25 protein-coding genes, 1 tRNA gene and 5 pseudogenes are annotated in these 25,934 nt (G+C 67.0%); 13 read left to right on the top strand and 18 right to left on the bottom strand.

Features of this window, described 5'->3' with window-relative positions; genetic code table 11:
* Positions 1–33 precede the first annotated feature (33 nt).
* The 4 genes and pseudogenes from M2157_RS47355 to M2157_RS47340 form a co-directional block, all read right to left on the bottom strand.
* Positions 34–357, bottom strand: coding sequence for a hypothetical protein (locus tag M2157_RS47355; RefSeq protein ID WP_280868590.1), 324 nt, complete (start codon positions 355–357; stop codon positions 34–36).
* Positions 324–533 carry a hypothetical protein gene (locus tag M2157_RS47350; protein WP_280868794.1) on the bottom strand — a complete coding sequence of 70 codons (210 nt, stop codon included), beginning with the start codon at positions 531–533 and terminating at the stop codon, positions 324–326. Before M2157_RS47350 ends, M2157_RS47355 begins: the two co-directional genes overlap by 34 nt.
* Positions 533–756, bottom strand: a pseudogene (locus M2157_RS47345) (hypothetical protein); the annotation flags it as partial. The gene M2157_RS47350 and the pseudogene M2157_RS47345, both read right to left, overlap by 1 nt.
* Positions 732–1,007, bottom strand: a pseudogene (locus M2157_RS47340) (hypothetical protein); the annotation flags it as partial. The pseudogenes M2157_RS47340 and M2157_RS47345, both read right to left, overlap by 25 nt.
* A gap of 104 nt (positions 1,008–1,111) precedes the next feature.
* On the opposite strand from M2157_RS47340, the gene M2157_RS47335 reads away from it, so the two are divergent.
* Positions 1,112–1,339 carry a hypothetical protein gene (locus tag M2157_RS47335; RefSeq protein ID WP_280868589.1) on the top strand — a complete coding sequence of 76 codons (228 nt, stop codon included), beginning with the start codon at positions 1,112–1,114 and terminating at the stop codon, positions 1,337–1,339.
* Here M2157_RS47335 and M2157_RS47330 read toward each other — a convergent pair.
* A complete protein-coding gene (locus M2157_RS47330) occupies positions 1,336–1,854 on the bottom strand; it encodes an IS5 family transposase (RefSeq protein WP_280868588.1) in 519 nt (172 codons plus the stop codon). The genes M2157_RS47335 and M2157_RS47330 overlap by 4 nt on opposite strands.
* A 312-nt stretch (positions 1,855–2,166) precedes the next feature.
* On the opposite strand from M2157_RS47330, the gene M2157_RS47325 reads away from it, so the two are divergent.
* Entirely contained in the window at positions 2,167–3,096 is a 930-nt protein-coding gene (locus tag M2157_RS47325; RefSeq protein ID WP_280868587.1) for a WD40 repeat domain-containing protein, read from the top strand.
* 298 nt (positions 3,097–3,394) lie between these two features.
* On the opposite strand, the gene M2157_RS47320 is transcribed toward M2157_RS47325, so the two are convergent.
* Positions 3,395–3,745, bottom strand: a complete 351-nt coding sequence (locus M2157_RS47320; RefSeq protein ID WP_280868586.1) for a hypothetical protein — start codon at positions 3,743–3,745, stop codon at positions 3,395–3,397.
* A gap of 381 nt (positions 3,746–4,126) precedes the next feature.
* On the opposite strand from M2157_RS47320, the pseudogene M2157_RS47315 reads away from it, so the two are divergent.
* A pseudogene (locus tag M2157_RS47315) lies at positions 4,127–4,914 on the top strand (transposase family protein).
* On the opposite strand, the gene M2157_RS47310 reads toward M2157_RS47315, so the two are convergent.
* Positions 4,889–5,791 (bottom strand): MBL fold metallo-hydrolase, encoded by a 903-nt coding sequence (locus tag M2157_RS47310; protein WP_280859314.1) that lies wholly within the window; start codon positions 5,789–5,791, stop codon positions 4,889–4,891. The pseudogene M2157_RS47315 and the gene M2157_RS47310 overlap by 26 nt on opposite strands.
* 100 nt (positions 5,792–5,891) lie before the next feature.
* On the opposite strand from M2157_RS47310, the gene M2157_RS47305 reads away from it, so the two are divergent.
* A complete protein-coding gene (locus M2157_RS47305) occupies positions 5,892–6,833 on the top strand; it encodes an AraC family transcriptional regulator (protein ID WP_280868585.1) in 942 nt (313 codons plus the stop codon).
* A gap of 206 nt (positions 6,834–7,039) precedes the next feature.
* The gene (locus M2157_RS47300) at positions 7,040–7,591 is read left to right on the top strand and encodes a hypothetical protein (RefSeq protein ID WP_280868584.1); all 552 of its coding nucleotides are present in this window, start codon (positions 7,040–7,042) and stop codon (positions 7,589–7,591) included.
* A 382-nt stretch (positions 7,592–7,973) separates the two neighbouring features.
* On the opposite strand, the gene M2157_RS47295 is transcribed toward M2157_RS47300, so the two are convergent.
* On the bottom strand, positions 7,974–11,000 hold the full coding sequence (locus tag M2157_RS47295; RefSeq protein ID WP_280868583.1) for a S53 family peptidase: 3,027 nt from the start codon (positions 10,998–11,000) through the stop codon (positions 7,974–7,976).
* Positions 11,001–11,572: 572 nt separating this feature from the next.
* On the opposite strand from M2157_RS47295, the gene M2157_RS47290 reads away from it, so the two are divergent.
* Both M2157_RS47290 and M2157_RS47285 read left to right on the top strand, forming a co-directional pair.
* Positions 11,573–11,860: a hypothetical protein gene (locus M2157_RS47290; protein ID WP_280859318.1), complete on the top strand. Its 288-nt coding sequence runs from the start codon at positions 11,573–11,575 to the stop codon at positions 11,858–11,860.
* Positions 11,861–12,006: 146 nt separating this feature from the next.
* Positions 12,007–12,672 carry a nitroreductase gene (locus tag M2157_RS47285; RefSeq protein ID WP_280859646.1) on the top strand — a complete coding sequence of 222 codons (666 nt, stop codon included), beginning with the start codon at positions 12,007–12,009 and terminating at the stop codon, positions 12,670–12,672.
* Positions 12,673–13,482: 810 nt separating this feature from the next.
* On the opposite strand, the gene M2157_RS47280 is transcribed toward M2157_RS47285, so the two are convergent.
* Positions 13,483–13,899: a hypothetical protein gene (locus M2157_RS47280; protein ID WP_280868582.1), complete on the bottom strand. Its 417-nt coding sequence runs from the start codon at positions 13,897–13,899 to the stop codon at positions 13,483–13,485.
* A gap of 1,335 nt (positions 13,900–15,234) precedes the next feature.
* On the opposite strand from M2157_RS47280, the gene M2157_RS47275 reads away from it, so the two are divergent.
* Positions 15,235–15,621 carry a DUF1877 family protein gene (locus M2157_RS47275; RefSeq protein ID WP_348541852.1) on the top strand — a complete coding sequence of 129 codons (387 nt, stop codon included), beginning with the start codon at positions 15,235–15,237 and terminating at the stop codon, positions 15,619–15,621.
* A 242-nt stretch (positions 15,622–15,863) separates the two neighbouring features.
* Here the strand turns inward: M2157_RS47275 and M2157_RS47270 are convergent, their stop codons facing one another.
* The gene (locus M2157_RS47270; protein ID WP_280868581.1) at positions 15,864–16,379 is read right to left on the bottom strand and encodes a hypothetical protein; all 516 of its coding nucleotides are present in this window, start codon (positions 16,377–16,379) and stop codon (positions 15,864–15,866) included.
* Positions 16,380–16,631: 252 nt separating this feature from the next.
* Between M2157_RS47270 and M2157_RS47265 the strand changes: the two genes are divergently transcribed.
* The 4 genes from M2157_RS47265 (at position 16,632) to M2157_RS47250 (ending at position 18,709) form a co-directional block, all read left to right on the top strand.
* Positions 16,632–16,898: a hypothetical protein gene (locus M2157_RS47265; protein ID WP_280868580.1), complete on the top strand. Its 267-nt coding sequence runs from the start codon at positions 16,632–16,634 to the stop codon at positions 16,896–16,898.
* A 49-nt stretch (positions 16,899–16,947) separates the two neighbouring features.
* Positions 16,948–17,298: a hypothetical protein gene (locus M2157_RS47260; RefSeq protein WP_280868579.1), complete on the top strand. Its 351-nt coding sequence runs from the start codon at positions 16,948–16,950 to the stop codon at positions 17,296–17,298.
* Between the two features lie 117 nt (positions 17,299–17,415).
* The gene (locus tag M2157_RS47255; RefSeq protein ID WP_280868578.1) at positions 17,416–17,823 is read left to right on the top strand and encodes a DUF6416 domain-containing protein; all 408 of its coding nucleotides are present in this window, start codon (positions 17,416–17,418) and stop codon (positions 17,821–17,823) included.
* 241 nt (positions 17,824–18,064) lie between these two features.
* Positions 18,065–18,709, top strand: coding sequence for a hypothetical protein (locus tag M2157_RS47250; protein WP_280868577.1), 645 nt, complete (start codon positions 18,065–18,067; stop codon positions 18,707–18,709).
* Between the two features lie 164 nt (positions 18,710–18,873).
* Here M2157_RS47250 and M2157_RS47245 read toward each other — a convergent pair whose 3' ends face one another.
* Entirely contained in the window at positions 18,874–19,278 is a 405-nt protein-coding gene (locus M2157_RS47245; RefSeq protein WP_280868576.1) for a DUF6083 domain-containing protein, read from the bottom strand.
* 243 nt (positions 19,279–19,521) lie between these two features.
* On the opposite strand from M2157_RS47245, the gene M2157_RS47240 reads away from it, so the two are divergent.
* Positions 19,522–19,606 (top strand) — tRNA-OTHER (locus M2157_RS47240).
* Positions 19,607–20,555: 949 nt separating this feature from the next.
* Here the strand turns inward: M2157_RS47240 and M2157_RS47235 are convergent.
* From M2157_RS47235 to M2157_RS47205, 7 genes and pseudogenes are all read right to left on the bottom strand, one after another.
* Positions 20,556–20,975: a hypothetical protein gene (locus M2157_RS47235; RefSeq protein ID WP_280859324.1), complete on the bottom strand. Its 420-nt coding sequence runs from the start codon at positions 20,973–20,975 to the stop codon at positions 20,556–20,558.
* Between the two features lie 158 nt (positions 20,976–21,133).
* A pseudogene (locus tag M2157_RS47230) lies at positions 21,134–21,951 on the bottom strand (IS5 family transposase).
* Between the two features lie 51 nt (positions 21,952–22,002).
* Positions 22,003–22,194: pseudogene (locus M2157_RS47225) on the bottom strand (hypothetical protein); the annotation flags it as partial.
* 472 nt (positions 22,195–22,666) lie between these two features.
* Complete coding sequence (locus M2157_RS47220; RefSeq protein ID WP_280859326.1) at positions 22,667–23,404, bottom strand: hypothetical protein; 738 nt, start codon at positions 23,402–23,404, stop codon at positions 22,667–22,669.
* A 720-nt stretch (positions 23,405–24,124) separates the two neighbouring features.
* Positions 24,125–24,334: an Lrp/AsnC ligand binding domain-containing protein gene (locus tag M2157_RS47215; RefSeq protein ID WP_348541847.1), complete on the bottom strand. Its 210-nt coding sequence runs from the start codon at positions 24,332–24,334 to the stop codon at positions 24,125–24,127.
* 109 nt (positions 24,335–24,443) lie between these two features.
* On the bottom strand, positions 24,444–24,575 hold the full coding sequence (locus tag M2157_RS47210) for a hypothetical protein (protein WP_280868793.1): 132 nt from the start codon (positions 24,573–24,575) through the stop codon (positions 24,444–24,446).
* A gap of 231 nt (positions 24,576–24,806) precedes the next feature.
* Complete coding sequence (locus M2157_RS47205) at positions 24,807–25,757, bottom strand: helix-turn-helix domain-containing protein (RefSeq protein ID WP_280859327.1); 951 nt, start codon at positions 25,755–25,757, stop codon at positions 24,807–24,809.
* Positions 25,758–25,934: the final 177 nt, after the last annotated feature.

Raw genomic sequence — 25,934 nt, 5'->3', positions numbered from 1 at the left:
ACGGGTTGCATCGCTTGTCTGGATGCCGACTTCCTAGCGAGCGAACCTGAGACGACTGTTAATACGGTGCTCAGGCCGGTTGGCCGAACCATGTGCCCAGTGCACGCACCAGCGTGGTGGCGTCGAGGTCCGCCCGGTGGGCAAGGCCCGAGCGACACAGCCGTCGGGCCGGATGAGCAACGCGTCGACGTCCACCCGGTCCGTGCGGGCGGTGACGGTGTTGACCCGTCCGGTCCACGCGGCCGCGGCGTCGCGGGCCTCCGCGCGGTCGACGAGGCCGAGCAGGAGCCCACGCCCCTCACGCAGCAGGTCCGCCGACCGGGTCACCGCGGTGACGACGTCGCCGGGGCGGGCCACTCCAGCGTCACCTTCATGTCCGGGCACAAGGTGCCGACGAGCCGGTGGTCGTCGCCCAGGTCGCACCGGACGTCCATTCCGGCGAGCATGCCGGCGACGTACCGGTGGGCATCGCCGAGGTCCATCAGACCGGAGAACATCTCCCACAGCGCCCTCGTCGGCGGGTCGGGTCGCACTGCTGGGCGTCGTCGTTGATGCGGGCCAGGGGGTGCCCTGGTCGGTGGAGCGGAAGACTCAGGTGACATCCTTGACGGTGCCGATCAGGTACAGGGCCTGGTAGTTGGCGCCGGGCTCGGCCTTGCCGAAGCCGAGGGCGGAGGAGGACTGCACGGACCTCAGCCTGGTGAAGGTGCGGCCGCCGTCGGCGCAGTGCAGTGGTAGACCTTCGCGACCGGGACTTCGATGCTCCCTGCGGCGATGGCCTGGAACTGGCGGGCGAAGACGTCGGCCGGCAGATCGGCGTCCTGACCGCCGTAGGACGTCAGCCGCACCCCGCCCGGGATCATGAACGGGGTGAAATCGGGGATCGTCCACTGGCCCGCCAGGGCTCCGGTGAAGCAGACCGTGCCGTGCCGACGGACGGCGTTGAGGGTGTCGGCGAGGACCGAGCAGCCCACCAGCTCCAGTGCGGCGTCGACACCGTCCGGCAGAGGAGGACTGGACGCACGGAGTGGTCCCCGGGCAGGAGGCCGGTTCATCCTCGCGGCAGGCGTGACGGGACCAGGCGACGGGCCATGAGCAGGGTCATCGACCAGTGGACCAGCGCCTCCGCGCTGGTGGTGCACTGCTCGAAGTCGCGCACCAGGCGGCGGATTCACATCAGGTGGGCGAACATGTGCTCGACGATCCACGGTTTGCGCAGCACGATGAACTCTTCCTGGTCGTCGCTGCGTTTGACGATCGCCAGGACCAGGGCGAACGTGGCCGGGCAGTACTCGACGAGGCTGCCGGTGTAGCCGCCATCGGCCCAGATGAGGGCTAGGCGAGGGCTAGGCGATGGTGCGCCTCGGCCACCTGCTCAAGCAGGACCAGGGCAGCGGTGCGGTCGCCGCCATCCGCGGCGGTGACCATCACGCCCAGCAGCAGGCCGAGGGTGTCGACCACGACGTGCCGCTTGCGGCCGTTGACGAGCTTGCCGACGTCGAAGCCGCGGCTGTCCGCGCCAACGACGGCGTCCGCCGTGACGGACTGCGAGTCGATCACGCCGGCCGTCGGCTGCGCGTCCCGCCCCAGCTCCTCGCGGACCCTCGCGCGCAACCGGTCGTGGAACTCCTTGACTAGGGCGTTGTCGCACCAGCGGCGGAAGAATGCGTAGATGCGGTCCCCCGGCGGAAAGTCGACAGGCATCGCCCGCCACTTGATCCCGTTGTCCACGAGATACCGGATCGCATCGAGCACGGCCCGGTGGCAATACGCCTCCGGCCGGCCGCCCCGGCCACGCATCCAGCCCGGCACCGGCATCAGCGGCAGGCCCCTGGCCCACTCCGCGTCCGTCATGTCCGTCGGATAGCGCCGCTCACGCATCGGGGTGTCGGCAGCGTTCCCGAACCGGTGAGCCAGACGGTCACACTCCGGGGCCACCGAACTGGACCGCCCGGCAGCGACACGGAACACTGCGGCACCGGAGCCTCCTGATGTTGCTCGGTGATTCGACACCACCGAGCCGTTCAGGAGGCCCCACCCGCATGCCCCAAGCACCCCACGATCACCCAGCCGGGACTCCTGTACGACGATGGCGGCCGATCTTCAAGAGATCACTGTCGCTGAACTGGAGGGGCGATGGCGCGAATTGTTCATCATGGGCAGGAGATGTCCATTGTGTCAGCCCATGAGGGCATCGTGTGGCCGCTGTTCCTTGCCGGGTTGCCGGGAGATGAGACCCTCCTCGTCTCAGGGGCCGCGCACCCCGACCATCAACTGCGCCGCTGGGACGTGGCCACCGGGGAAGTCCTGTGGAAGACAAGAGACGGAGAGCTCTATCACGGGTGCTTCGGACTCGCGCTCAGCCTGGGCGACGGAAAGCAGATCCTCGCCGCAGCCACAGAAAACGGAGTGCAACGGCGGGACGCGAGCACCGGAAGTCCTCTCCCCGACATGCCGGACCTGACCCCTGGGACCATCTGGAGCGTCGACTCCTGTGCGATGGGAGATGGACGCGTCATGCTCATCGGGGCAGGAAACAACCACCTGGTTTACCGCTGGGATGCCATCACCGGCACCGCTCTGGGAGCACCACTCAGCGGACACGGGAGCAGTGTGAAGTGCGTGAAAGCGGACCGCGTGCCAGGACGCGGACTGCTGATCGCTTCGGCAGACGACGATGGAACAGTTCGCCTGTGGGACGGAGACAGCGGGAAAAGCCGGAGCACCTTCGCGGTGGGTGGCGAAGTAATGGACATCGACCTATTCGTGCCTCGCGCAGGAATCCCAGTGCTCACCTGCGCAGATATCGACGGTGTGCTGTACCGGTGGAACGCGGCGTCCGGCGAGCCCCTGGGGCAACCCATCGAGACTGGAGACAGGGTCGGCTCCTTGACTTCGGTGGCAGTCGCCGACGAACCCAGACTCCTCGTCTCCTCAGAGAGCGGCGTCGTACGCCAATGGCATGCCACGACCGGACGCCTCCTGGAGGACTCCATACACGGGATCTCCGTCGCTGCTCTGGCCCGTCCGGACGGCAGCATCATCCTCGCCACAGGGCTCGTGGACGGAGGCATCCACATTCGAACCCTTTCCTGAATCTCAGGTTGCCGTGGCCTCCGGAGCAGTCAGCGCCGGGAATCGCATGGCTCGGATGGATTCGACACCCATGAGCTGTTCATGAGGACCTGCCCGTATGCGTCAAGCGCCCCGCGACCACCCAATCGGGACTCCCAATCGACGCGCACCTCTCAAGATCGGAAAGACAACAGCTTCTCACCGGTTGTCAACGTTGGTCGGCGTTGATGCACCTCTGATGGCCCAGAGGCGACCCGAGGGACAGCCTTCCAGGACTGCTGGCGTCGTACGCAGCGTTTCTCAGGCCGTCGTGGCTCTCTCAGTTGGGTGCCCGCTGCAACAGAAAGTCGCACAGCACTCCTGGATCGCCCGACGTCACACACAGATGCGTGGCATGGCCCCTCTCAACGATGCCGAGCCCGATGTCGCTGACCTCCGCTCTCAGCGCATCAACTGGGACAAGATCCACAGAGCCGCCGCGGGCGTCGAGCGTCCAGGTCCCGTGGGTGCTTGTCACGCCGTCCTGCCATGGGCCCGGGTTGAACAGCTCGGTGGGAAGGTCCGTCGCTGAGAAACGCCCATCTGCTCCCAACTGGATCCAGCCGACTCCGCCCTCCATCTTCCAGGTGCCGATAATGGCAGTGCGGGAAGGGACCGTCGTGAGTCGCACTTCCCGGCTCCTGATGGTGGTAACCACCCAAGTAGCAGTGACTGTCACCACCAGGCCGGCCAACGCGCAAGCCCACAAGCGGCGCAACCATCTCTGCTTCGGCCTGAACTTGTCCACTGCCCCTCCTGGTCTCCGCACCTCGCCCGAGATCGCAGGTTGCTGTGGATGATCTCGTGGTAAGACCTGTCCTACCAGGGCTTTACGTCTGTCCGCAGTTGGGTCCCGGATCATCCGTCGTGCTCATACATGGGTTGGTCTACGCCGCTTCGCGCAGACCATTTCGCCGAGAAAACGTCACGGAACCTCTTTCATCCTGGGGTCTGAGGAGTGAAACAGGCAGGTCAGCGTGATGGTGACGTGGCGAAGCCCCTCGTCGTTGGTGTGGTGATCTCACTCAACGCGCCGACGGTCCGGGGGGGGCTTCGTTAGTTCCGTATCGTGTCCTGCTCGACATCCCGTACGAGCTGGTCGAGCATGTCTCCTGGCGCGTCCACACCCGAAGGCATGAACTTCGCTCACCATGGCGGAAGTTGAGCTGCTTCAAGCAGGGCCCGCTGACACTGGCCCACCTGCGGAAGAACGAGACGCTCGCACAGGTCGGCGCCGGGTTCGGTGTCGGGAGGCGACGGCCTTGCGCTACGTCGACGAGATGCTTGAGGTCCTGGCCGCCTGGGCGCCGGGCCCGTATGAGGCCCTTCGGGCCGGGCGAGGGGGACTTCGTCATCGTCGACGGGACGCTCATCCCGACCGACCGCATCAAGGCGGACGAGCCCTACTGCTCACTGAAGCACCGCAAGCACGGCATGAACGTACAGGTCATCGCGGCCCCGGACGGCACACCACTGTGGTTCTCACGCGCGACACCAGGACGTACCCATGACCTCACCGTTGCCCGCGCCCACGGCATCATCCAAGCATGCCGGACCCGACAGATCCTCGGCCTGGCGGACCGCGCCTACCAGGGTGCCGGCGCCACTGTCCGCACCCTCTATTACCACCACAACGAACAGCCCGAGCACTACCGGGAGTTCAACCGTGACCACGCCCGGCTGCGGGCTCCCGGCGAACGCGCCTTCGCGCAGCTGAAGTCCTGGCGACTCTTACGGCGAGCCCGATGTTCCACCGGAGCAGCTGGGCTGACGCCTAGGCCGCCCACCGCCCGAGGGTGAACGCGTCGCCCTCTCGATGGATTTCCACGGCACCCGCCCCGCCGAAGTGTGCGGGGACGACCAATTCCCCTTCGTCGGCGGCTCGTTCGAGGATCCGACGGCGACTGGCCACTGCTTGCTCCGCATCAAGGCAGAAGCAGCTGTTGCAGGAGGGTGTGAGGATCTGCACCGGGCTGTGCAGAAGATCACCGACGAAGACCGCCCGATCGCTCCCGGATGCGAGCCGCAGCACGGATGAACCGGGTGTGTGGCCTGGCGCAGACTCCAGAGTGAGATGTTCATCGATGCGGTGGGTACCGTCCCACAGGACGGTCTGTCCGGCCCGGTGGACGGGCATGATGCTGTCCTCGTAGATCAGCCGGTCATCCTCCCGGCGGCCGTCCCCGTACGAGTTGGCCGGTCCGAAGTGGAAGTCGTCCGCGGCCGGGATGAGATACCGGGCGTTGGGAAACGTGGGCTCCCACCCTCCGTCCACACCGACGGTGTTCCAACCGACGTGATCACCGTGGACGTGGGTGTTGACGACGACGTCCACGTCATCCGGCCGGACTCCGGCCCGCGCCAGCCGGCCCAGGAAATCGCCCTGCCAGTGGTGGAACTGCGCCGAGCCGGGCCGCTCGCGCCCGTTCCCCACCCCGGTGTCGACCAGGACGGTCCGTCCGCCGCTGCGCAGCACCCAGGTCTGCAGCGCCACCACCGCCCGGTCGCTGTCCGGTTCCCAGTGATCCGGCGCCAGCCAGCCCTCGTTGCCCTTCCACACCTCGGCGCCGGACTCCGGAACCAGGCCGCGTGCCGGCGCAAACGCCCCTTGCCACTCGACGACTCGGATGACCTCGACATCGCCGAGCACGATGCTCTGCAGGCTCTCGTTCTTCATGCCGTCGACTCTAGGAAGGGCAGACGAGCCTCTCAATGCCTGTTCGACTCATTCAGATACGCATCCGCCTCACCAGTGACGCTCTCGGTAGTCTGGCCTGATGGATGTAGTGAGCGACGCAGTTTCGGCAGTGCGCGTCGGCCGGCCATCCTCAAACCGGGTGCGAGTGAGCGGGACCTGGTGCACGCGACTCGCCCCGTACGACGGGGCGGGCTTCCACGTGATCCTGGAGGGCAGTTGCTGGCTGCTGCCCGACAGCGGCTCGCCAGTCTCACTCGGCGCGGGTGACGTGGTGCTGCTGCCGCACGGCACAGGACACGTGATCGCCGACGCCCCCGCCGATGCGACGACCGTGAAACAGGCGGTGCCGTTCGAGCAATGGCTCGACGACAGGGGGCCGCGCCGGCCCCGAGCCACCTCCGGCGAGGTGCAGATGCTGTGCGGCAAGTACCGGCTCGACCGCAGTCGCATGCACCCGCTCATGGCGGAACTGCCGAGGGTCGTCCACCTGCCGAACCGAGTGGGCGCCCACCCCGAACTGCGCGCCGCCGTCGACCTGCTGGGCCACGAGCTGGGCACACAGGGACCCGGCTCCTGCATCGCGGTACCCAGCCTGCTCGACCTCCTCCTCGTCTATATGATCCGCTCCTGGGCAGCCCAGGGCACGAGCGGCACCTGGCCAACCGTACTGGGCGACCCCGTGGCGGCCGCCGCCCTACGAGCGCTGCACTCGGACCCGGCCGCCCGGTGGACCAACGATCTCCTGGCCGCCGAGGCAGGCGTGTCCCGCGCCACCCTGGCCCGCCGTTTCACCACCCTGGTAGGCCGCCCGCCGATGGCGTACCTCACCTGGTGGCGCCTGACCTTCGCCGCCACCCTGCTGCGCGACACCCCGGACCCACTGGCCGCCATCGCTCGCCGCGTCGGCTACGGCACCCCGTACGCCCTCTCACATGCCTTCAGCCGAGAATTCGGTACTACCCCGGGCCAGTACCGGGCAGAGACAGCGGAGCGGTCGGCCTCCACTGATGCACCCGCCTGATCACACAGACCCGTCAAGAGATCAGGCGCCAGCTGGAGGACGCGTCGTACAAGCTCTGTGTGGTCACTGTCACCCGCCAGCTGGAGGGTCTCTCTGGATACCGGACCAGGCTCCAGCGGGCGATGATCGTAGACTCGTGGCGTCGATGTGGTCGACGTTCGACGGCACGGTGCCAGCGGGCGGGTGGGAGGCACACTGTGTGCAAAGTGGATCACGAGGCCGCAGCGGTGACCGCGACGGCAGCCCTGACGGCGGCCCACCCACACCTGAGGCAAGAGGCTTCTCCGCATCCGGCGCTGGAAGGGTGCGAGGACGTGGGGTGGTCGTCCATTCCTGGCTGCCCGGTTGATGTCCCGGTCATCCTGCGCGGGCTGCTCGATCCCGACGCGGCTGAGATGGCCGAGCGAGCACTGGACTGGCTTGTGATGTCAGGGCCGATGTCCATCAGCGCCACGATGCCGGCGGTCGTCCCCTATCTGCTGAGACTGGCTGCCGATCCATCGATCCCACGCCGGAACGAGTTGTTCGGGCTCGTGCTCATAGCCGCCGTCCTGTCCGCTCCGACCGATCCCGGCAACGCGTGGGACCTCGCGGTCAGCGGCCCCGAGGACGACCACCCTGAACGGGCCCTCTGCCGAGCGGCATTCGTTGCCGACGCGGCATGGGTGCGGCGTCTGCTGGCCGACGACGAACTGCTGGCCAGCCTTCATCTGGACGAGGACGATCGGGCATCACTGGCCCAGGCGGCCGGACTGTGACGTGCAACGCCCCGCGCAGCCCGACGGTCACCTTCGCTCCCGCCCGTGCTCACAGTCATGGCTCAGATGTTCAACGAAGTGCTCGCTGGCATCTTCCGCTTGTCAGTGCGGCTTGAGCGCCATCAACCGTCGAGCGCGCGGGAGGCGTCGATAAGGAAGCCGACCCCGGTAGGGGCAGTTCTGGCACAACGGCACCGGGCCCCGATGGTGCCACTGGTGTAGTAGCCCCTGGGCATCGGCGATCAGGTGGGCTGACTGCTGGCGAAGGCACCTGGAACCGTGAGTGACCACAAGGGGGTAGGGCTGGAACTTCGCCGGTAACGGGGATGCCCCGCCGACCACGGGGGTCGGCGAGGCATCCCGGTTGTGTCGTCGGTGCGGGTCAGCTCATGTAGCCGGCCACGTCCGCGAGCACCTGGGTGGTGCTGCTGACGTAGAGATCGATCTTGCCGTCGGAGCCGACCGGCACGATCACCTGGTTGGCGATCGTCTTGCCCGCCACCCAGTTCAGGTTGGAGGCCGTTGGACGGGTGCCGCCGTCGGCCCAGGCGGTGAGGTAGCCGCTGCCGGTGGTGCCGGTGACGGTGACGGTCAGTACGACGGCCTTGACGCCGGTCGGAATACCGTCGGCACCGGCGATCGGCAGGGCCAGTGTCTTGCCGGCGCCCAGTGCCGTCGTCGTACGGGTGTCCAGCAGGCGCAGCGGGGTGACCGTGTGGAAGGCCGAGCCGCTGGTGGAGAAGTAGCCGGAGACGTCGGCGATCACGTGGCTGGTGCCGTGGACGTAGAGGCTGACGTTGCCGTCGGAGCCGATCGGCACGACGACCAGGTTGGGGACGGTGGTCCCGGTGGCCGCCCAGTTGACGTTGGAGGCGGTCGGGCGGGTGGCGCCCTCGGGGTAGGCCTCCAGGTAGCCGGAGCCGACGGTCTGGGTGGCCGTCAGGTTGAGCACCACGGAGGAGGCGCCGGTCGGCACGCCGCCGTGGCCGCGGACCTTGAGGCTGACCACCGCGTTGGTGATCTTGGTGGTGGTGGGGATGCCGACCTTGGAGCGGGTGTCCAGCAGGCGGGCCGGTTTCAGCGCCGTGTACATGGACCCGGTGGTGTTGTTGGTGTAGTAGCCCTGGACATCGGCGATCAGGTGGGTGGTGCTGCTGGTGTAGAGGTCCACCACGCCGTCACCGGCCACCGTGACGGTCGACGAGGCGGCGATGGTCTGGCCGGCGCCGGTCCAGTTGAGGTTGCTGGTCGACGGCTTGGCGGTGCCGTCGGCCCAGGCGATCAACGAACCCGAGCCGGTGGTGCCGGTGACGGTGAGGTTGAGCACGACAGCGGTCACGCCGCTGCTGGGGATCCCCCCGGCGCCCTCGATCTTGACCGGGGCGGTGCCGCCCGCGACCAGGGGTTTGGTGGACGGGATGGAGCTGAGGCCCCAACCGGTGCCGTTGCGGGTGTCCAGCAGGCGCTTGGGGCTGCTGAGCGGGTGGAAGGTGGAGGCACCCGTGGCCGCGGTGCCCTTGGCCGCGCACAGCGAGGTGATCAGGCCGGCCTCCTTGGGCGAGCCCAGGCCGGTGACCTCGTCGTAGCCGGCCGCCGCCGTGTAGCCGGTGGTGTATACGGAGTTGTTGCCGCTGGTGACGTCCCAGAAGTTCGTCGGGTAGCTGCTCCGCGCGGCCTTGTACAGGGCGTTGTTGAGGAAGCCGACCCGGCCGTTCGCCTGGCAGGCCGTACTGGCGTTGGCCTGGACGATCGCGGCGGCCCACGTCGGGGCCGCGCCGCTGGTGCCGCCCAGGATGCCGGGCTCGGGGCTGGACGAGTCGGCGTCATCCAGGGTGTATATCGGGTAACCGTCGTTCGGGTCAGCCAGCGCAGCGACATCCGGAACGGCGCGCTTGGTCGTGGTGGCGACGCCGCCCTGGTAGATGACGGGGCCCCAGCGTGAGGAGACACCGCCGCCGCTGCCGCCGTCCTGGGAGACCCCCCACGCCTTCTGGGTCTTGGTGCTGCCGGTACCGGTCATCGTGGTGCCGCCGACGCCGGTGACGTAGGGCTGGCTCGCGGGGTCGTCGACGGCCTTGGCGGTGGAGCCATTCGTGAGGTAGCAGTCGCTGGAGCCGTCGTCGCCCGAGGCGGCTACCACGCTCTGGCCCTGTGCCGCGGCCTCCGCGAAGATGGCGTTCTCGGCGCTCGCCGTCGCGCCGGCCAGGACCAGCTCGCACTCACCCCAGCTGGTGGTGATGACCTGCGCCTGGTCGTCGGTGACCATCTGCTGGTAGACGTCGAGCACGTTCTGATCGGTCGCGGTTTCAGCGTCCGGCCCCTGGTAGTCGATGATGCTCGCGCCCGGCACCAGGCCTATCAGGTCCTCGATGTCGAGCGCCGTCTCCGTACCGACCCCGTAACCGTCCTGGTCGGTTCCGGCCGGGGTGCCCGACCCCGCGGTGGTGTCCACGTAGCGGTAGGACACCGAGGTGTCGGTGCCCACGCAGGACTGGTATGTGGCGATGCTGTTGGGGTCGGAGTTCTCCAGCTCGAACACGGCGACCGTCTGCCCCGCGCCGGCGGTGGCGGAGCTGGTCATGCCGTAGTTGGCGGCCAGCTTCCCCGGGCTGTAGTAGTCGGTGCCGTCGGCGAAACCCGCCTGGGCCGCGGCGTCGGTGAAGGCGGAGCACATCCCCGGGGTGTACGTCCGGGGGGCCACCGTGCGTGGGTGGATGCCGGTGACCGAGTCCGATCCGCTCAGGTGGCGTACGGCCGTGTGGTGGCTGGTGATGGAGTTGACGTTGCTCAGGCCCACGATCCCGCTCACCGATGCCGCCACGTCGGCGGGCAGCGCCGGGGCCGAGGCGTTGAGATAGTCGATCGTGCCGTCCTTGAGCCGGACGTTCTTGAATCCGGTGCCGAAGGCGTGCGACGCCTGCGCGACGGTAGCGGTGACCGGAAGGGACAGGCCGTCGGAACTGAGCTTGCCCGGAGTGAGGCCGCCCGCCTTCAGCGCCTGGGCGACTGCGGCGATGGTGGCCTGGGTAGGGCCGAAGGCGGAGGCGAACTCCCCCTTGGCCAGGTACTGGTGGTACCGCGGGTTGCCCGGGGTGGACACCGCTGTGATGAAGTCGGTCAGCGCCTGCGGGTCACGCGGGGAGAGATTCACGCTGAGATGCAGCGTGGTTCCCGAAGCGGTCGTGCCGGCAGCGGTCGCGCCGACCGGGACGCGGGGGGCCGTGCCTATGCGCTTGGGCGCGTGCGATCCCGTCTCGGCCCCACCGTTAACCGCGCCATAGGCGGCGGTGGCGGCAACGGTGAGAACGACGGCGGTGGTGGTGACCGCCGCGATCCCGCGCACCCGTCCGCCGGTCTTGCCCGCCGCGTGTCTGGAACGTCCCAGCGAGGCATGGACCTTTTTGAACATGCAGAAACTCCCATAGAAACTGACACACCGTCATATCCGTTGACAGGCGGGAACGGCGGTCGAGGCCGCACTCTGGCAGCCGAGCCGCGTGCATCGGCATGTGCGCACGCAGAAGCAAATGCCCTGAACCAGACGTGTGTAGGTTTCCTATCAAGAGTTGACAGATGTTGTCCTCGGCCCCAGGGAAACCATGGGGGGACCTTTACGACCTGCAGACCAGAGCAACCCCCCTTGCGCCACCGGATCCTTGGAGCGCGGCGGCCTGCCGCCTGCCGTTGCGTGTGAGGTCCGAGGTTTACTCGTTCATGATCTACCGATCGACCGTCCGTGGTCCGACGCGTCATGGCCTGCCGATCGTCGCGTACCCCACCGCCGCCCTGCCCGCCGACAGGGCGCTGTCGCGACACGGACCGATCAGTGCCGGCGTGATGGCGCGCGGCCACGTACGAGGCGCTTACGTGGAAATCCTGGCCCTTCGGATCGTCCCCGCCGGGCCCTGGAGGGTGCAGTACAGGGGCGGTGCAGCAGCCGGCTGGGGGGATGTCGGTGCTCGTGCGCAGGTTTGGTATGCGGTGAGGGTTCCATGGGACAGGCTGGCGGACGAGAGCCCGAAGGTGTCCGAGGCGCTGGTAACGATGCTGGTGCTGCGACTGCGCCAGAGGGCGCGGGCCGTCGACGGCAGCGGCGGGGACGGCGGCCGGGACCTGTTCGAGTACACCGCCGGGGGTGAACTCCTCGTCTACGAGGCGAAGTCGTTCACCGGCCGCATGGACCAGACGCGCCGCAAGCAGGTCGTACCCTCGCTGGTGTCGAAGGCCCGCCTGGCTTTGTCGCCGCGAACCGACAGCGCGTGCAGGTGAGTTTCGGCAGCACTGCGTGATCGGTCGGCGGAGGAATGTCGGCCGGTTTCGGCAGCGCCAAGGCTCTGCCCGGTCTGCTCACTCACCTGGTGCGAGATCATCCTCGTGTTTTCGCTGCCCGCCACGGAGTGAGAGGACGAGAAGACGTGGATGTGTATGAAGCCGTGAACAGTCGCAGGGCCGTGCGGGCGTTCAGCGATGAGCCGATACCCAAAGAGGTACTCGAACGAGTGCTGGCTGCGGCAACCAGGGCTCCGTCGAGCGGGAACCTCCAGCCATGGCACGTGTATGTCGTGACCGGCGAGCCCCTGGCCGAACTGAAGCGGCGCGCGACGGCCAGGGCGCTGGCGGGCGACCCGGGTGACGAGCGGGAGTATCCGATGTACCCGGCCGGACTGGACTCGCCGTATCTGGACCGCTTCGCCGCCGCGGCTGCCCAGCGGTACAAAGCGCTGGGAATCGAGCGCGACGATCCCGACAGGCCCATGAAGATCGCCGCCTTGAACTCGGAGGCGTTCGGGGCGCCGGTCGTGCTGTTCTGCTACCTCGACCGGACGATGGGGCCCGGACAGTGGGGGGACGCGGGGATGTATTTGCAGACGGTCATGCTGTTGCTGAGGGCGGAAGGGTTGCACAGCTGCCCCCAGGTGATGTGGACGATGTATCGCAAGACCGTCAGCCAGATGGTCGGAGCCGATGACGGGCTCGTGCTGTTCTGCGGTGTCTCGGTGGGATTCGAGAAGGAAGGCGTGCCACGGCTGCGCACCGGCCGGGCCGACATGGCAGAAACAGTGAGCTTCCTCGGAGTGTGACGCCCTGACCGGTGATCCTCGCAACGGACGGGTCGTCAGTCCGTGCCGCTCCGCTCATTGCGGCCCGGCTTTGGACTTCGGCGGCATCCATGCCCCCTCACCACGTAGAGCACTTCGATGCTCCCACCGCAAGCACCCAGGTGGTGTTACAACTTAGCGATACTGCGCGCCGATGAGGCCGGGTGCTGTCCTCGCTGACCGACAGGCGGTGTCACGACTCACGCGCACAGCCATCCGCCACCAGCCCGACCGCTGGGACCTGCTGGTGCCGAGCGACCACAACCCCGCCGAACTGCGGTGGTTCGACGGCCTGCCTGAGGAGTTCCCGTTCGTACGGGAGTGGTGCGGGCGCAGCTGGCTGGACGAGAGTTCGCCGCCCGTCCCGACCTGGTGCGTTAGGCGCTGCAGGAGTCCGGCGACTACATCCTGGAGAGGATCGCCGATGCACGGGGCGAGCGGGACGTCCTCCTGGGCGGGCTGCCCGACTACCTGGAACGGGCGAGCGCGCTGCATGCGCGGGCCCAGGAGATCTCCCCGCACTACGCGGTGCACACCACGCTGGGCGCTGTCCGGGCAGTCGGCCGTGCACCTGACGTCCAAAAGGCCCGCCCCGGCGGGCAGGCGGCGATCCGCTTCGCTGGCCGGATTTGGTTCCCGGGCGGCGAAAAGCGGGAGGTTGAGCGGCGGCGCCGGTTCGAGGAGACGATGCGCTTCGGCGGCGAGGTGGAGGCACGGATACCGTCTGATCCGTGGCTTTAGCCGCAGCGGTCAGCCACGGCCATTCCCAGCTACGAGGCCCGGCGCCGACTACTACGTGGGGGCGGCGAACGGGTTCCCCTCGGAAACCGGTGGGCCGCTCAACTGTGCTGCAGGCGGGACAGGCGTCCAATCCGGGCCGCGGTGATCCTGCCACCACCTGCCGATGGCGTGGAACTTCTCCTCGAACCCGCGATCCCAGCAGAGGAAGCCGGTGATTGGTACCCGCAGGCGAGTACGACGGCCACCCGCTTCGTAGATCACAACGGTTTGGGCACCATGGAAACCTTCGACGCAGATGGCCTGAACGTTCGACCACTGGATGGTCCGGCGACGGAGGTTGTGCACGATGGCTGTCGACTCCGTGAGAGTGACGCCGAAGTGCTGCCCGGTGATCAACAGCACCATCAGCATGGCGCCCCACAGGCCGATTGACTCGGCCATCTCAGCTCCGACGGGCTTCCAGCTCATCCACTCCCAGACCTTCGTGCCCCAGACGATGGCAAGGAGGGGCAGAGCGGGCAGTACGGATTGGAGAGGTGTAGACCGGTAGCGAATGCGCTCCGGCGGCCTAGCCATGGCCGGCGATTGCTCCACCAATCCCCACCTCTCACACAACGCAGCCAACGTGGGCGCGTGATCACTCGGGCAGTGTGGCGGACCGGAAGCGCGCTGTCCATCGCCTACGACTGCTGGCGGCCGGAGCGGGTTTCCAGGTCATCGACAGTCTCGTTTTTCGCGGTCCTTCAGCCCTACAGCGAGCGTTCACAATCCACCCAATCCCCGTACGCGCGACGCAAAGACCTCCAACAGTGACCGTTCGGGGGTCTTGATGCTGTGGGGCTAACAGGATTTGAACCTGTGGCCTCATCCATATCAGGTCGATCACGGGGGTCTGCCAACGTCGACCAACCGCCCCCGCGCCTCGGCCAATCGTCCTCGGAGGTCCGGCGCTGACCGCTGCTGTTCGCGCTTGTTGCTGTCACCCACGGGTGTCAGCCGCCGCACGCGGTCTCGTCCGGCGTTCTCACCCCAGAACGATCATCCGGCCAGCGTGATGATGATCCCTGGGACTGCCCAACGCCAATCGGTGGTGCCCGGACTACGTCCGTTCTTCCATGCGCCGGTCTCCTGGTCCCATACCGCTCGGCGAGACATGTACGTGAGTCCGAGGCCGCCGACGAATATGATCCAGCCCAGGGCAGCCCGCATGGCGTACTCCCCCCCTCGGGGGTCGCAGTGTAGCGAGCTGGCCAGCCGTGACACACCCACCTCAACGAACCACCCTCCCCCGGCTCCCATCCCGTCTGCCGTCGACCCACACGCATGTGGAGCGGGCGCGGTCCCTGGCGTCCCAGGTGGAGCGCACCACTGTACGAACGACATGGACGCCAGCCACGTCTTCCTGGCTCTGCCTGGGGCGATGGCAGACGGGATGGGAGCCCCCGCGCACGCCACTACTCGGCCGGCACTCGCGAATGGCGTCCCATCCATCTCGGAGCCTGAGCGCCCCCGCCGGAGGCTCGTTCTGGACCGTGGCCGCTCTCTGCGGTGCTCGACTCATGACCTCCGGGCCAATCCACACGTGGGCGCGCGTCGACGCACTGTGTTGGTGGGGCCGTGAGCGGTGTGCAGGGGCGTTCACCTGCGTTCATTGGCGGCTCGACACCAGGGTGGATCTGCTCCAGGTCTCCGCTGAACGCTGATGAACCAAGCTGAATGAGACGGAAGCTGAGACGGGACCGTTCCACGGCCGTTGTCAGTGCCCTCGCCTAGTCTCCGGCCATGAGCATGATCGGTTAGTACCTGCATGTCACGGCTGCTGAGCTTGACCGAGCGATCCAAGACCCCGACTGGGCTCTGGCCTTCGTCGAAGAGGTCCCAGACGCAGAGGAGGAGCCGGAACCTTCCCCGGCGGAGGCGCGTCACTTCAGCACGTACAAGACCTGGGACATGCTCCGCTTCCTGATGGCGCGCACCGACTTCCCCGTGAACATGATCCACGGTGAGGAGCCGTTCGCCGAGGAGGCGGATTGGGGCTACGGGCCTCCGAAGTACCTGCGGCCTGAGCGGGTCCAGCTCGCGGCGGAAGCTCTGCGGACTACCAACTATGCCCAACTCATCAGTGGCGTGGATCCTGTGGAACTGACCAGCGTCGAGGTGTATCCCATCGGGTGGAGTGAACTCAGCTAACTGGAATGGGGGCGTCCCTGGTACGACGGCCTCACACAGTTCTTCGAGGCTGCTGCCAGGGCGGACGACGCGATGCTCGTCTGGTTGGACTGACGGGCCCGGACAGCTGTGAGACCTCACCTTCGGAAGCTGCGATCATTGGGGAGCTGTTCAGCGCTATTCCCCGCCTCATCTGGTGCGCCTGTGGTGCGCGCCAGGGTGCTCGTTGACCGCCGGAGCGACGGCGCGAACGACCCTCCCACTCAGTACGGCTCGAAGCTGGGGACCGCGGGCCTGATGTCACCGGCCTCGTCCATGACTTGCAGCCGGTTCATGAACGCGATGACGAAGTCGGAGAACGATCCATCGACGACTTCGCAGCCTTCCACATGGGCCATGGTCACGATCTTCCAACTGTCGGCGTGATGGTCGCACGGGAGTAAGAAGTGCTCGTCACCGCTGTAGTCATAGTTCCACGAGATGAGACCGCCGGGCTGTGGGTGGAACGGGTTAGGGAAGTCGTCGGGATGTTGAGACCGTGCCTCGGTCCAGGTGCCGTGGATCTTGTGCATGCGCTCCAGGAGCGGAGTGCGCCCTTGTGGGTGGAAGACGACGAGTTCGTCGGCGATGACTCCGGGGCCGTAGGCGTCCAGGAACATCTTGAAGTCACTGGGCAGCGAAGACCCGACGTAGCGTTCGACTCCGCTCCAGTCGGTGAGGGCGAGCGCATGCAGAGACGGCGTGCCCAGTAACCGTGTCAACTCATCCAGCCCTGGCACTTGTCTACCTCCACCCATCCGACCGCGTATGGGCAACCCTGGCCGGGTACATGGCCCGGAAGCGGGGCGGCCAGTCCCCTTCTGTCTAACATGGCGCACGCTTTCCACTTGTGGTGGTGAGATGGTGGGCGTCGTTCAGGGTCGTTCAGCTGCGTTCACCGCTGTCCGGGAGTGCTACCGGCATCGGCCTCGGGTCCGCTGCGAACAGCCCTGAACCAAGCTGAACGAGACGGAAACTGAGACGGGGACCCGATGGAACGAGTGGAAGCCGAGCTGTTCACCGATTCCGGCAACGACGCCGTGGTGCGCCTGCCTGGCCGCCGCTTTCCTGGAGTCCTGATCCAGGGCGACACCCTCAGGATCCTCTCCGCCGACGTGGCCGAACTCGTCGAACTCTGCGCGGCCGGCGATCTGGAGGAGGCCCGCCAAGCGGCAAGCCTCCTCCAGGAAGAACTCGGGGCGAAGCTACAGCGCTACACCAATGCTCTCGACGCCCACGGAGAGCGACACCCCTTCTGATCCGTTTCTCTGGTTGCTGTACTTCGCTGCTGTACGCAGAATCACCCGCATGGGATCTATGCAGCCTCAGCTGAGCTGGCCGTTTGAAGAGGAGGTCTTCCCTCACGACTTGCTCGCGATCATCCAAAGGACTGTCTCCGCCGGGGAGTTCCCGGCCCTGACCGTGATCCACGATGACGAGGACGACTGGCTCGCGAGCGACAGCGTCCACGATCCCAACGGTGCTGGTGCCTCGTCGGTCCTCCACCTCCAGCACGTCGTGGACCTGGACCCATCGCTTTCCCAGCTGGCCACCATGTCACCTGGATACGTCGCGTGGCGATCAACTGCGTCCGATGCCTGGGTCATTGAGGAATGGACCTACGCCGATGACTCGCCCCGACTTCCTCTTGACCTGTGACTTTTCCCCGACTTAGCCGCTTGCCGGGAGAACTTTGACACGGATTCGACACGTCGTGTCCTGGCGGATCTGTACGGTGCGAACGACACACACGCTGGGACGAATGTTGGGGCACGCATGACGGAGTATCTGTCTGAAGCTGATCCGCGATGGGCTGAGCACTCTGGCGAAGAGGGGCACAACGGTGCCCCGGAATGGGGCCCGGAGGACTTGGAGCGCGCTACGAGGTTCTTGGCTGAACTCGCACCGCAGGCCCGGCAGATGCTCGAGTACCTGCTGCGCAACCCTGGCCGGAAGATCCACTGCACGGAGCTAGTGGATGTGGCCCTGAGCGGTCCCAATGAGGGCGCTCCGGCGCAGCGCGTGGCCGGCGTGGTGAGGGGAATGAACAAGGGACACAGCAACAGTGGACGGCGGCTTCCGTTCTACTGGTGGGAGGCTCCTGAGGGGAGCGCGGGCGCAACGTACGCAGTCCGCCCCTCGGTGGCAGCAGTGTTCCTGGCCGCTCAGCTCGGCGCTGCGTGATCTGCACAGCCACAACTGATCACCGGCGGCCGTGACCTGCGGCCACCTTATCGATCAACGCCCTGACCTGCTGCTGAGCTGTCGGTAGCTGTCGATGTCGGTCATCGTTGAACGCCCTTCCACGGCCCGAAAACGGCCCCGGGAGGGCGCTCATGCGCTGGGTGAATGTCAGGGTTGCGGAACTTCCATGCTCTACAACCGTGCCGTCTCTGGGGTTCCCCGCAACGGATACTCTGCGGCAATGGCGCGAACCGCAGCGGATTGTGTGCTGGACGGCTGGTACGGCCCGGCCACACCTGTTGTGCGCCAGCTGCGGGTCTTTCGACCACAGCGGGATGGCCAAGTCGTGTTGCGACGCTGGGTTCGCGTCCTGTTGGCCCGATGTACGGCCGTGGGCTTCACTGTTCTGGCCGTCCTGGAAGCGCTGCGCTGGGGTCCTCGGCCAGGGCATCAAATAACTGCCGCGATGGTGGGGGCGATCCTTCTGTTGCAGGCAGCCGCCCTGTGGCAGTGCTCGCAAATTCGCCTTGTCCTGCAGTCGGGAGAGATCATGCTGTACGGCCCGTTTCGTCGTGCGATCGTGCTGCACGAGGATCTACGGCGCATGTACCGCACCTCTCCGTCACGTGGCAATTGCAGACTGGTGCTGGAGACCCGGCAGGATCAAAGGTTCGAGCTCCTGTGGTTCGAAGATGTGCTGTGGGATCGCCTCTTCGACTTTTCGCGATTTTGCGAAGACGAACTCCGCGCTCACCTGCGGCGAGCGGGTCGGCAACTTCACGGCGGACAGCCTGGGAGACGGGTTTCCTTCTCGGTGATCGCCATGGCCTTGCTGGGCGTCTCTCTTGGGTCCGCGCTGTGCGGTGTCGTCCTTGCTCTCCGTTAGCCCAGTCAGGCTCCAGTTTGGAAGATCGCGTATGCGGATGGGGGTTGAGCTGGCGAGACGCTGACCTGTCGGTTCTCGGGACGCTCACCGGGGCTCCCGTTGTTCCCCGCCGATTGCCGCTCGATCCGGCATGCTGGGGGCACGGGCTGGCTCTCCGCCGTGATCTACAGCTCGCCCCACTCGGGCACGCACATCATGCGGTGAGCCGGCACGACAGGCTCGCCGGGCAACGGATCGACTCCACGGACCCGTACAGCCACGATCTCGGTCGTGACGCGGGATAGGTCGGGCAGCCTCATCAGGCGCCAACGGAAGGGCTCTGGGACGGCCTTGGCGGGCATCTCCACCGCAGCGAGGCTGACCCACCGGTCGTACGTGGTCGGGTAGATGCGCACAAAAGCACCGCACCTAGAGCAAATCGGAGGCTCGATCCATGACACGTCGTCGGGATCCGTGTCCGGCCCCTGCGGAGCGGTGGCGCCATCGGTCACGGCCATCTCGTTGGCGAAGACGTTCCAGCAGGTCTCGCAGAATCTAGTCATCAGGTCGATCCGCCCGCGCCCGCGCACGGTGGGGCTCGTTACCCCGCAGCGATGGCATAAGTGCGTATCACGATCCCTTATCGCCCCCATGTTCTTGAGTGTGAGCGAATCTGACCGGATCGCAGTAGGTCGCGATTTGGCCGTATTTGACGATCAAGGGAGCAGATGGCCATCCATGCCCGGTATGAGCTCGATCTGAGCCGGTGCCATGAGGCGTCACCCCTCGAAAAGAGGTGGGCTCGCGAGTCTCTGAGCCGGTACGATCCGCCTGGCCATGAGTCGTTTAGCGGCCCAGGACGTCGCGCTCGGGTTCGCCCCGACGCGGAAACCCCGGCTCGAATCCGGGCCGTGGCCACCTTCGACACCGTCCCCCTCGGCCCGCGCTGACCTGTCATCTCGATGCGAACTACAGGCGGGGCAGTTGCTACGGTCTACTGGCCACGTCAGACGGTCACGTGGGTCTTGTGGCGGTCAGTTGTGGCCACGACGGTTGCTGTACTCCATGCTGTACAGCAACCAGCTTGGAAGATCGCATATGCGGGTGGGTGCCAGCCTCGGTTCACCGACGAGGAGTGATCCCCGCAGCAGTCCGGTCGTCACGTAGAAGACGAACCCCCCGCTATGCCTGGCTGATCAGCACTCCGACAGCGCACAGGACGAGTGCAAGCCCCATCAGGGTATTCTTCCCGCTGCGGCTGGAAGCCTGCCGCTGGAGTTCCCGCGCACCGAGCAAGGCACCGCAGAGCAGGAAGGCGCCGGCAACGACCCGTCTGATCACCTGCATGGGCACTCACTCAATCCTTCACCGAGGTCTGCGGCGCTCACGGTACAGGCCCGTGCCAAGCCGCACCCGCTTCCCTCCTCGACCCACCGCTCACCCCAGCTCCCATCCCGTCCGCCGTCGACCCACACACCGTGGAGCGGGCGTGGTTCATGGCGTCCAGGTGGAGCGCGCCACTGTACGAACGACCTGGACGCCATGTGCCACGTCTTCTCGGCTCTGCTTGGGTCGACGGTGGACGCGATGGGAGCACTCCGCGCACGCCACTACGGGCCCGCAGCCGGGAACGGCGCCCCTCCACCCGGTGCCCCGGCCCATCCCCGCCGGAGGCATCGTCTTGACCGCTGGCCGGTCTATAGAGTGATCGGCTCATGGCCACCGGCCCTATCCACATGTGGGCGCGCGTCGGCGGCGGCAGCGCCGAGCGGGCCGAAGGCAGGAGCGCGGGCGCAGCCAGAGCCGGGATGCGCGGCCGGCGGAGCGGGGCGCAGCCGGGGTTTGAACCAGTTGAGAAATTTGTAACTCAGTCTGAAACGTGGGCCTGTTGGGTCTCTGCCCGAGAGTGCCTGTCGGGCTTGGCATCGGCTCGGAACTCGTCCAGGAGCTCGAAGAACATCTCCATGGCGGGCCTGCCGGACCGCTCTGCTTCACGTTCGATCTCTGCGGCCCAGCCGAGGGAGGAAGGGCGGCACTGGCGCTGACATAGCCACTCAGAGAAGCGGCTCTGGCTGCCTGGGGTCCAGAAGTCGAACGGCTCCGCGATGTCGTGGATCCCTAGCGCAAGGCGGTAGCCGGTGAGCATGGAGTCCAGGTGCTGCAAGGAGTTGCTGCGGACCCACATGCCCGGACGGAGTCGTACTTCCTCCAGGAAGTCGTACACGTCGGTGAGATCTTCGATGCGCCTGAGCCTGCGTCTCGTCCCGCGTACGTCTGAGTCGGTCATGCGGGCACTCTAATGAGAAGCAGCACCTGTGAAGGCCCTACGGGGCTTGAACTGGTTCGCGCAGGCTGGGATGTCGAGGCCCTGGCGGTGTGTGAGGGGCAGGAAGAGGGCTGGTTGGATCGTCCAGGTGATGCGGGTTCCGGCCTGAGTTACTGGCCCTAACAAAGCCTCTGGACGTGGCGGTGGGTGATCAGGCAAACGGCGATTCCGAGGAAGGCTTCGTGGATGTCGTCGCGGCGTTCCCAGCGGATGCGCAGGCGCCGGAAGCCGTGCAGCCAGGAGATCGTCCGCTCGACGACCCAGCGGAAAGTGCCCAGACCGGTGCCGTGCGGCTGTCCCCGTTCGGCGATCGCAGGCTGGATGCCGCGTTGCCGCAGGAGCCGGCGGTACTTGTCGTGGTCGTAGCCGCGGTCCGCGAAGAGTATGTCGGGCCGCCGACGCGGTCGGCCGACGACGCCCGCCACTGCCGGGATCTTGTCCAGCAGGGGCAGGAGTTGGGTGACGTCGTTGCGGTTTCCGCCGGTCAGTGACACCGCGAGCGGGATGCCCTGCCCGTCGGTGATGATGTGGTGTTTGCTGCCCGGACGTGCGCGGTCAACCGGGCTGGGACCGCTTTTGGGCCCCTGCGTGCGGCCCGGACGTGGGAGGAGTCGATCACCGCCCGCGACCAGTCCAGCTGGTTCTTCGACCGAAGCTTGTTCAGCAGCAGTTGGTGCAGCTTCTCCCAGACGCCGGCCTCGTTCCAGGCAGCGAGGCGGCGCCAGCAGGTCATGCCCGAGCCGAAGCCCAGCTCCTGGGGCAGGTACTCCCACTGGATCCCGGTGTGCAGCACGAACAGGATGCCGCACAAGGCCTGCCGGTCGGGCACTCGCGGCCGTCCCTCCACCAGCTACGGCGCCGGCTCTGGCAACAACGGCTCGATCATCGACCACAGTTCGTCCGACACGATCCACGGCCGCGACTGACGCTTCCCCATGCCCTCATCAACGAGCAACCAGACCGACAGTCACATGATCAACTCGCTTTTGTTAGAGCCAGTAAGCGTCACCATGCAGGGCCCGGCACGCAGGAGTGCTTTCCTCGTCGCGATGCGGCCGTCGTACAGACACTCCCACGCCTCCTGGGACGCGTCGGGGTCCAGCGCCGGTGAGATGGTGCGCGGTGCGACCGCTACCCATCTCTCGGCTTGCGGTGCCGAAAACGCATCGAAGGAGGCCCGCCATGCAGACGCCCCCGTATGGGCCTTGGCCGTCCCCCGCGACCGCCGGGACGCGCCCCCCAGCAGCTGCGAGGGCCGTCACCCGAAGGTGCGTAACAGCGCTCGGACTCTCCGCCGGTGCCGGTGCCGGTGCCTACGAGCGGCTGGTCACGAGCGGCCCGCTTGCCGCTGTGCTGGTCGGAGAAGACGAAGGTCGTCGAACCGGCAGGCCTTTGGGGCGGCCTCCGTATGACCTCGGCATCGCAGCACCGGTTCTCTGGTGCGGGCGACTACAGGTCCAGGGCGGCGCGCAACGCCTCGTCGATGCGGGCCATCGTTCAGGGTGGCGCCGTAGATCACGATGGGTCGCAGGTAGAGATCGTGTCGGCCATGGCCAGGAGCAGTACGGGCAGCCTCCGCGGTGAGGAGCAGATTAGCGCGTGCTCATAGGCTCATGCTCACGCGTCTGTCGCGGTTGTGCCGATGCTAGTGATCAAGACGGTTGGAGGTTGAGAGCTGTCCGGGCTTTGTCGGCGGCGCGCTGGTAGAAGGCGCTCGCCAGCTGCGATGAGCCCCCGCCGACTTGGAAGAACGAAAATGTCAGGGCGATACTCTGGCTGAGCTGCTCGATCGCGATATAGCCGTTGATGAGTACTCCTCGAAGGTGGGCATCCATGCGCACAGCGGACGAATCCGGGCCGCCAAAGCGAATCGGCGTCAGCGAAAACTTTATCGTTTGACCAGCGGCCATCAGAATGATGGAGTCACAGGCTTCCAGAGCATGTTTGGCTTGCCCATACTCAGCGTCGAGAACGTCGGGCGGCTGGGCGGTCAGCGCTTCAAACACGGTAGCCAGTCCGTTGCGACTCGCGAATGTCGCCGTTGCCCCGGGATAGTTCGGGTGCTCATCGTCTGCATTGAGCAGCCGTGCCAAGGGCTGGCAGCCTTCGAATCGGCTGTCCTTGCCGTCTTCCGGCCTGGAGGGCGATGGACTAGCGGTCGGCTCTTGGGTGAAGGCGGGCCCCAACTCGTCGGCATTCAATAGCGCCGAGCTCAGTTGGCCGGTGGAAGGAAGATCCGCGGCGGGAGCCGACGAAGCGGCCGCCTGCGCTGATGCACCAGTTTTCGTCTCCGGACTGGATCCTGTGCCGGGGTTGCAGGCGCCAACCAGGCAGACGATGCAGATGAGCGCTGCGGCTTTAATAGTCCGAGCGGCGTGATCGCTGCGCATGGCGCCTCCCGTACCTTGACCGGGTGCTCAGCGGGGCCCGCAGCAGCGGACCCCCGAAGTCAACGTTAGACGAGCGGGAAGCGCGCGGCAGATGTCACGGCGTGTTGTCGGCGGAGCGGACTGATGGGCCTGGTGCGGTCGCGTCCGGGGGACGGCTGAAGCGGGTCATAGGCTTCGCCGTGGCATCGCAGGCCACCTGCCGAGCGGTCTGCGCTCTGGAACGAGCACAGCAAGCGCTCACCAGCGACGGTTTGGCGTAGCCGCTCAGCCCGCCAGGGCGTGAAGATCATGAGTTCCGAACTATCAACGTCTTTCACAAGCGCCCACACCACATACCCGGCGGGACGCATGGTGAATAACACCTGTGAACGGCGCAGGCCCCCGGCGCATCCCCCGCCGCCGCCACGACCTCCAGCACCATCACGGCCGACGGCTACCCCACGCAGCCGGACACGCCGGGGCTGGTGGCCGTTCGGCCGCCGCTGAACCGAGCCCCGGTTCTGGGCTCTGCTGGTCTTCCCACCACGTACCGGGCCGTGACGTCTGAACCGGACGCGGCGAGGGATTGCGGCAACCGCGTTCCGCCGCGGCCACGGAGCAGGACAGCCCGATGTGCGTAATTGAGAGCGGTCCTCCCCAGCTGCTGATAACTCGTGGTGACCTGGCGGTGGTGCCGGTGTCGTAGCGGGCATGCGGGCACCACCTGAGCCGGGGCGGAGGTCAGGACGTCCGCAGTGTCGCTGCAGCCTTGTACGTGCGCAGCGACGGAGCCGTTTCGATGCGCGTTATCGCCGACCGCGTCAAACGCCGCGTCAGGTACGTGTGGAGCGCCTCCGCGTCCCGGCACAGCGCGTGGGCGACCAGGTTCGTCGGGCCGGTCGTCGCCGCGACCACCGCCAGTTCCTCGTGGCGCGCCAGCGCGGTCGCCACCGTGCCCGGGTGCGCCGGCGAATTTTCAGTTGATGGGCGATCTGCTGCTCCTGCTCGGTCAGGCGGCCCTGGTTCAGGCGCGGGTAGTCGCCGCCGGTCTCGGCGGAGATCATTCGACGGACGTGTCGTCCCGGTTCGGCCCCGACGGCGCGAACAGGACCGTGCGGCGGTCGACGAGCGCGGACTGCCGTGCGGCGGCAAGCCCCAGCAGGCTCCCGCCGACGCTCGGGGCGGCCGCCACCAGCGTCAGCCCGCCCGGCTGGACAACTCGATGTAGCGCTCCATCACTTCGTCCAACGGCTCGCCCCGGTTGTCGGACATCAAGAGTCCTGTCGTGGAGGCCCTGCACGGAGGTTTCCAGGAGGCCGAGAGCGGTCCTCATCTCTCCGGCTCGCGGGTGACTGAAGGGCCCTGACCAGCTCGGCCAGGGAGCGCGCCGCGCCCTCGCGTGTTGAGCGCACACCGGCTGAGGTCATGGACGCGCCTTGCGCGCCGCCCGGGGACTCATGCCGTACGCCGCCTTGAAGGCGTGGCTGAAGTGGGCCGGGTCGGCGAAGCCCCAGCGCCCGCCGATGACACCGACGGGAAGGTGGTCCAGGGCCGGATCGGTGAGGTCGCGTCGGCAGCGCGCAAGACGTTGCTCCCGGATCCAGCCCGAGACCGTGTACCCCTGCGCCGCCAGCAACTTGTACAGATAGCGGCGGGAGATGCGGTGGGCGGCCGCAATCCCCTCAGGGCTCAGCACGGGGTCGGCGAGCCGCTGCTCCATGTAGAGGAGGACGCGCTCAGTGAGCAGGCCCGGGCCGGCCTCTTCGGTTGTCCGGTCCGCGTCGGCGTACTCCGCGAGCAGGGTGCCGACCAGGTCGACCACGTTGTCCGCGAGCCGCGGAGTGCCGCGGGACTCCAGGTGCTCCATCTGCCGCGCCAACCCGTGCAGGAGAGGCAGTACGACCTGACCGAGGCCGTCGTGACAGGGCACCGGAGTCGCCGTCACGCGCGCCAGATCCCGGTCCGCCAACGGCAGCATGGCCCGTGGGAACATCAGCACCAGACCGGTGTGGGACTGGCGGAGGTCGTAGGTGAACGGGCGGCGCGTGTCGTAGATGACCAGTTCACCCGGCCCCACCTGGGCCTGGCGGTCCCGCTGGGTCAGCACGCCCTGCCCGGTCAGCTGCACAGTGAGCTGGAAGAAGTCGGGTGCGTCGGAGGCGATGTGCCGGCGGGTGCGCGCGATGCTGTGCGGCGCGGCCGAGATGACCGACATCTGTACCCGGCCGACCCTCACGGCGTGCAGTGATGCACTGAAGTCGGCGCTCTCGCGCGGCAGGACCTCCAGGGGCACGAGGTTCCGGCTGACGGCGTCCCGCCAGCATTCCAGTCTGTCGCTGGCCGTGCCGTCGCTCGGCGTCGTGATCCGGGGCATGCGGCTCTCCTCCCGGCACGTCCGGCCCCCGAGGGACGGCTCGGACGGCACTCCTGGCGAGGAATGGTAAGTCTGGCCGGCCGATCTGCAACCGGTCCCGGGCACGTGTTCTCAGCCACGCAACTTACCGGTGCTCCCGGACACAAGCAGGACCTGCGCCACCCCTCACATCATGCG

Origin of the sequence: Streptomyces sp. SAI-127 (assembly GCF_029894425.1) — a bacterium.
Classification (GTDB): Bacteria; Actinomycetota; Actinomycetes; order Streptomycetales; family Streptomycetaceae; genus Streptomyces.
The sequence above is the reverse complement of the archived record's forward strand: the minus strand, read 5'-3'. Positions and strand labels throughout refer to the sequence as shown.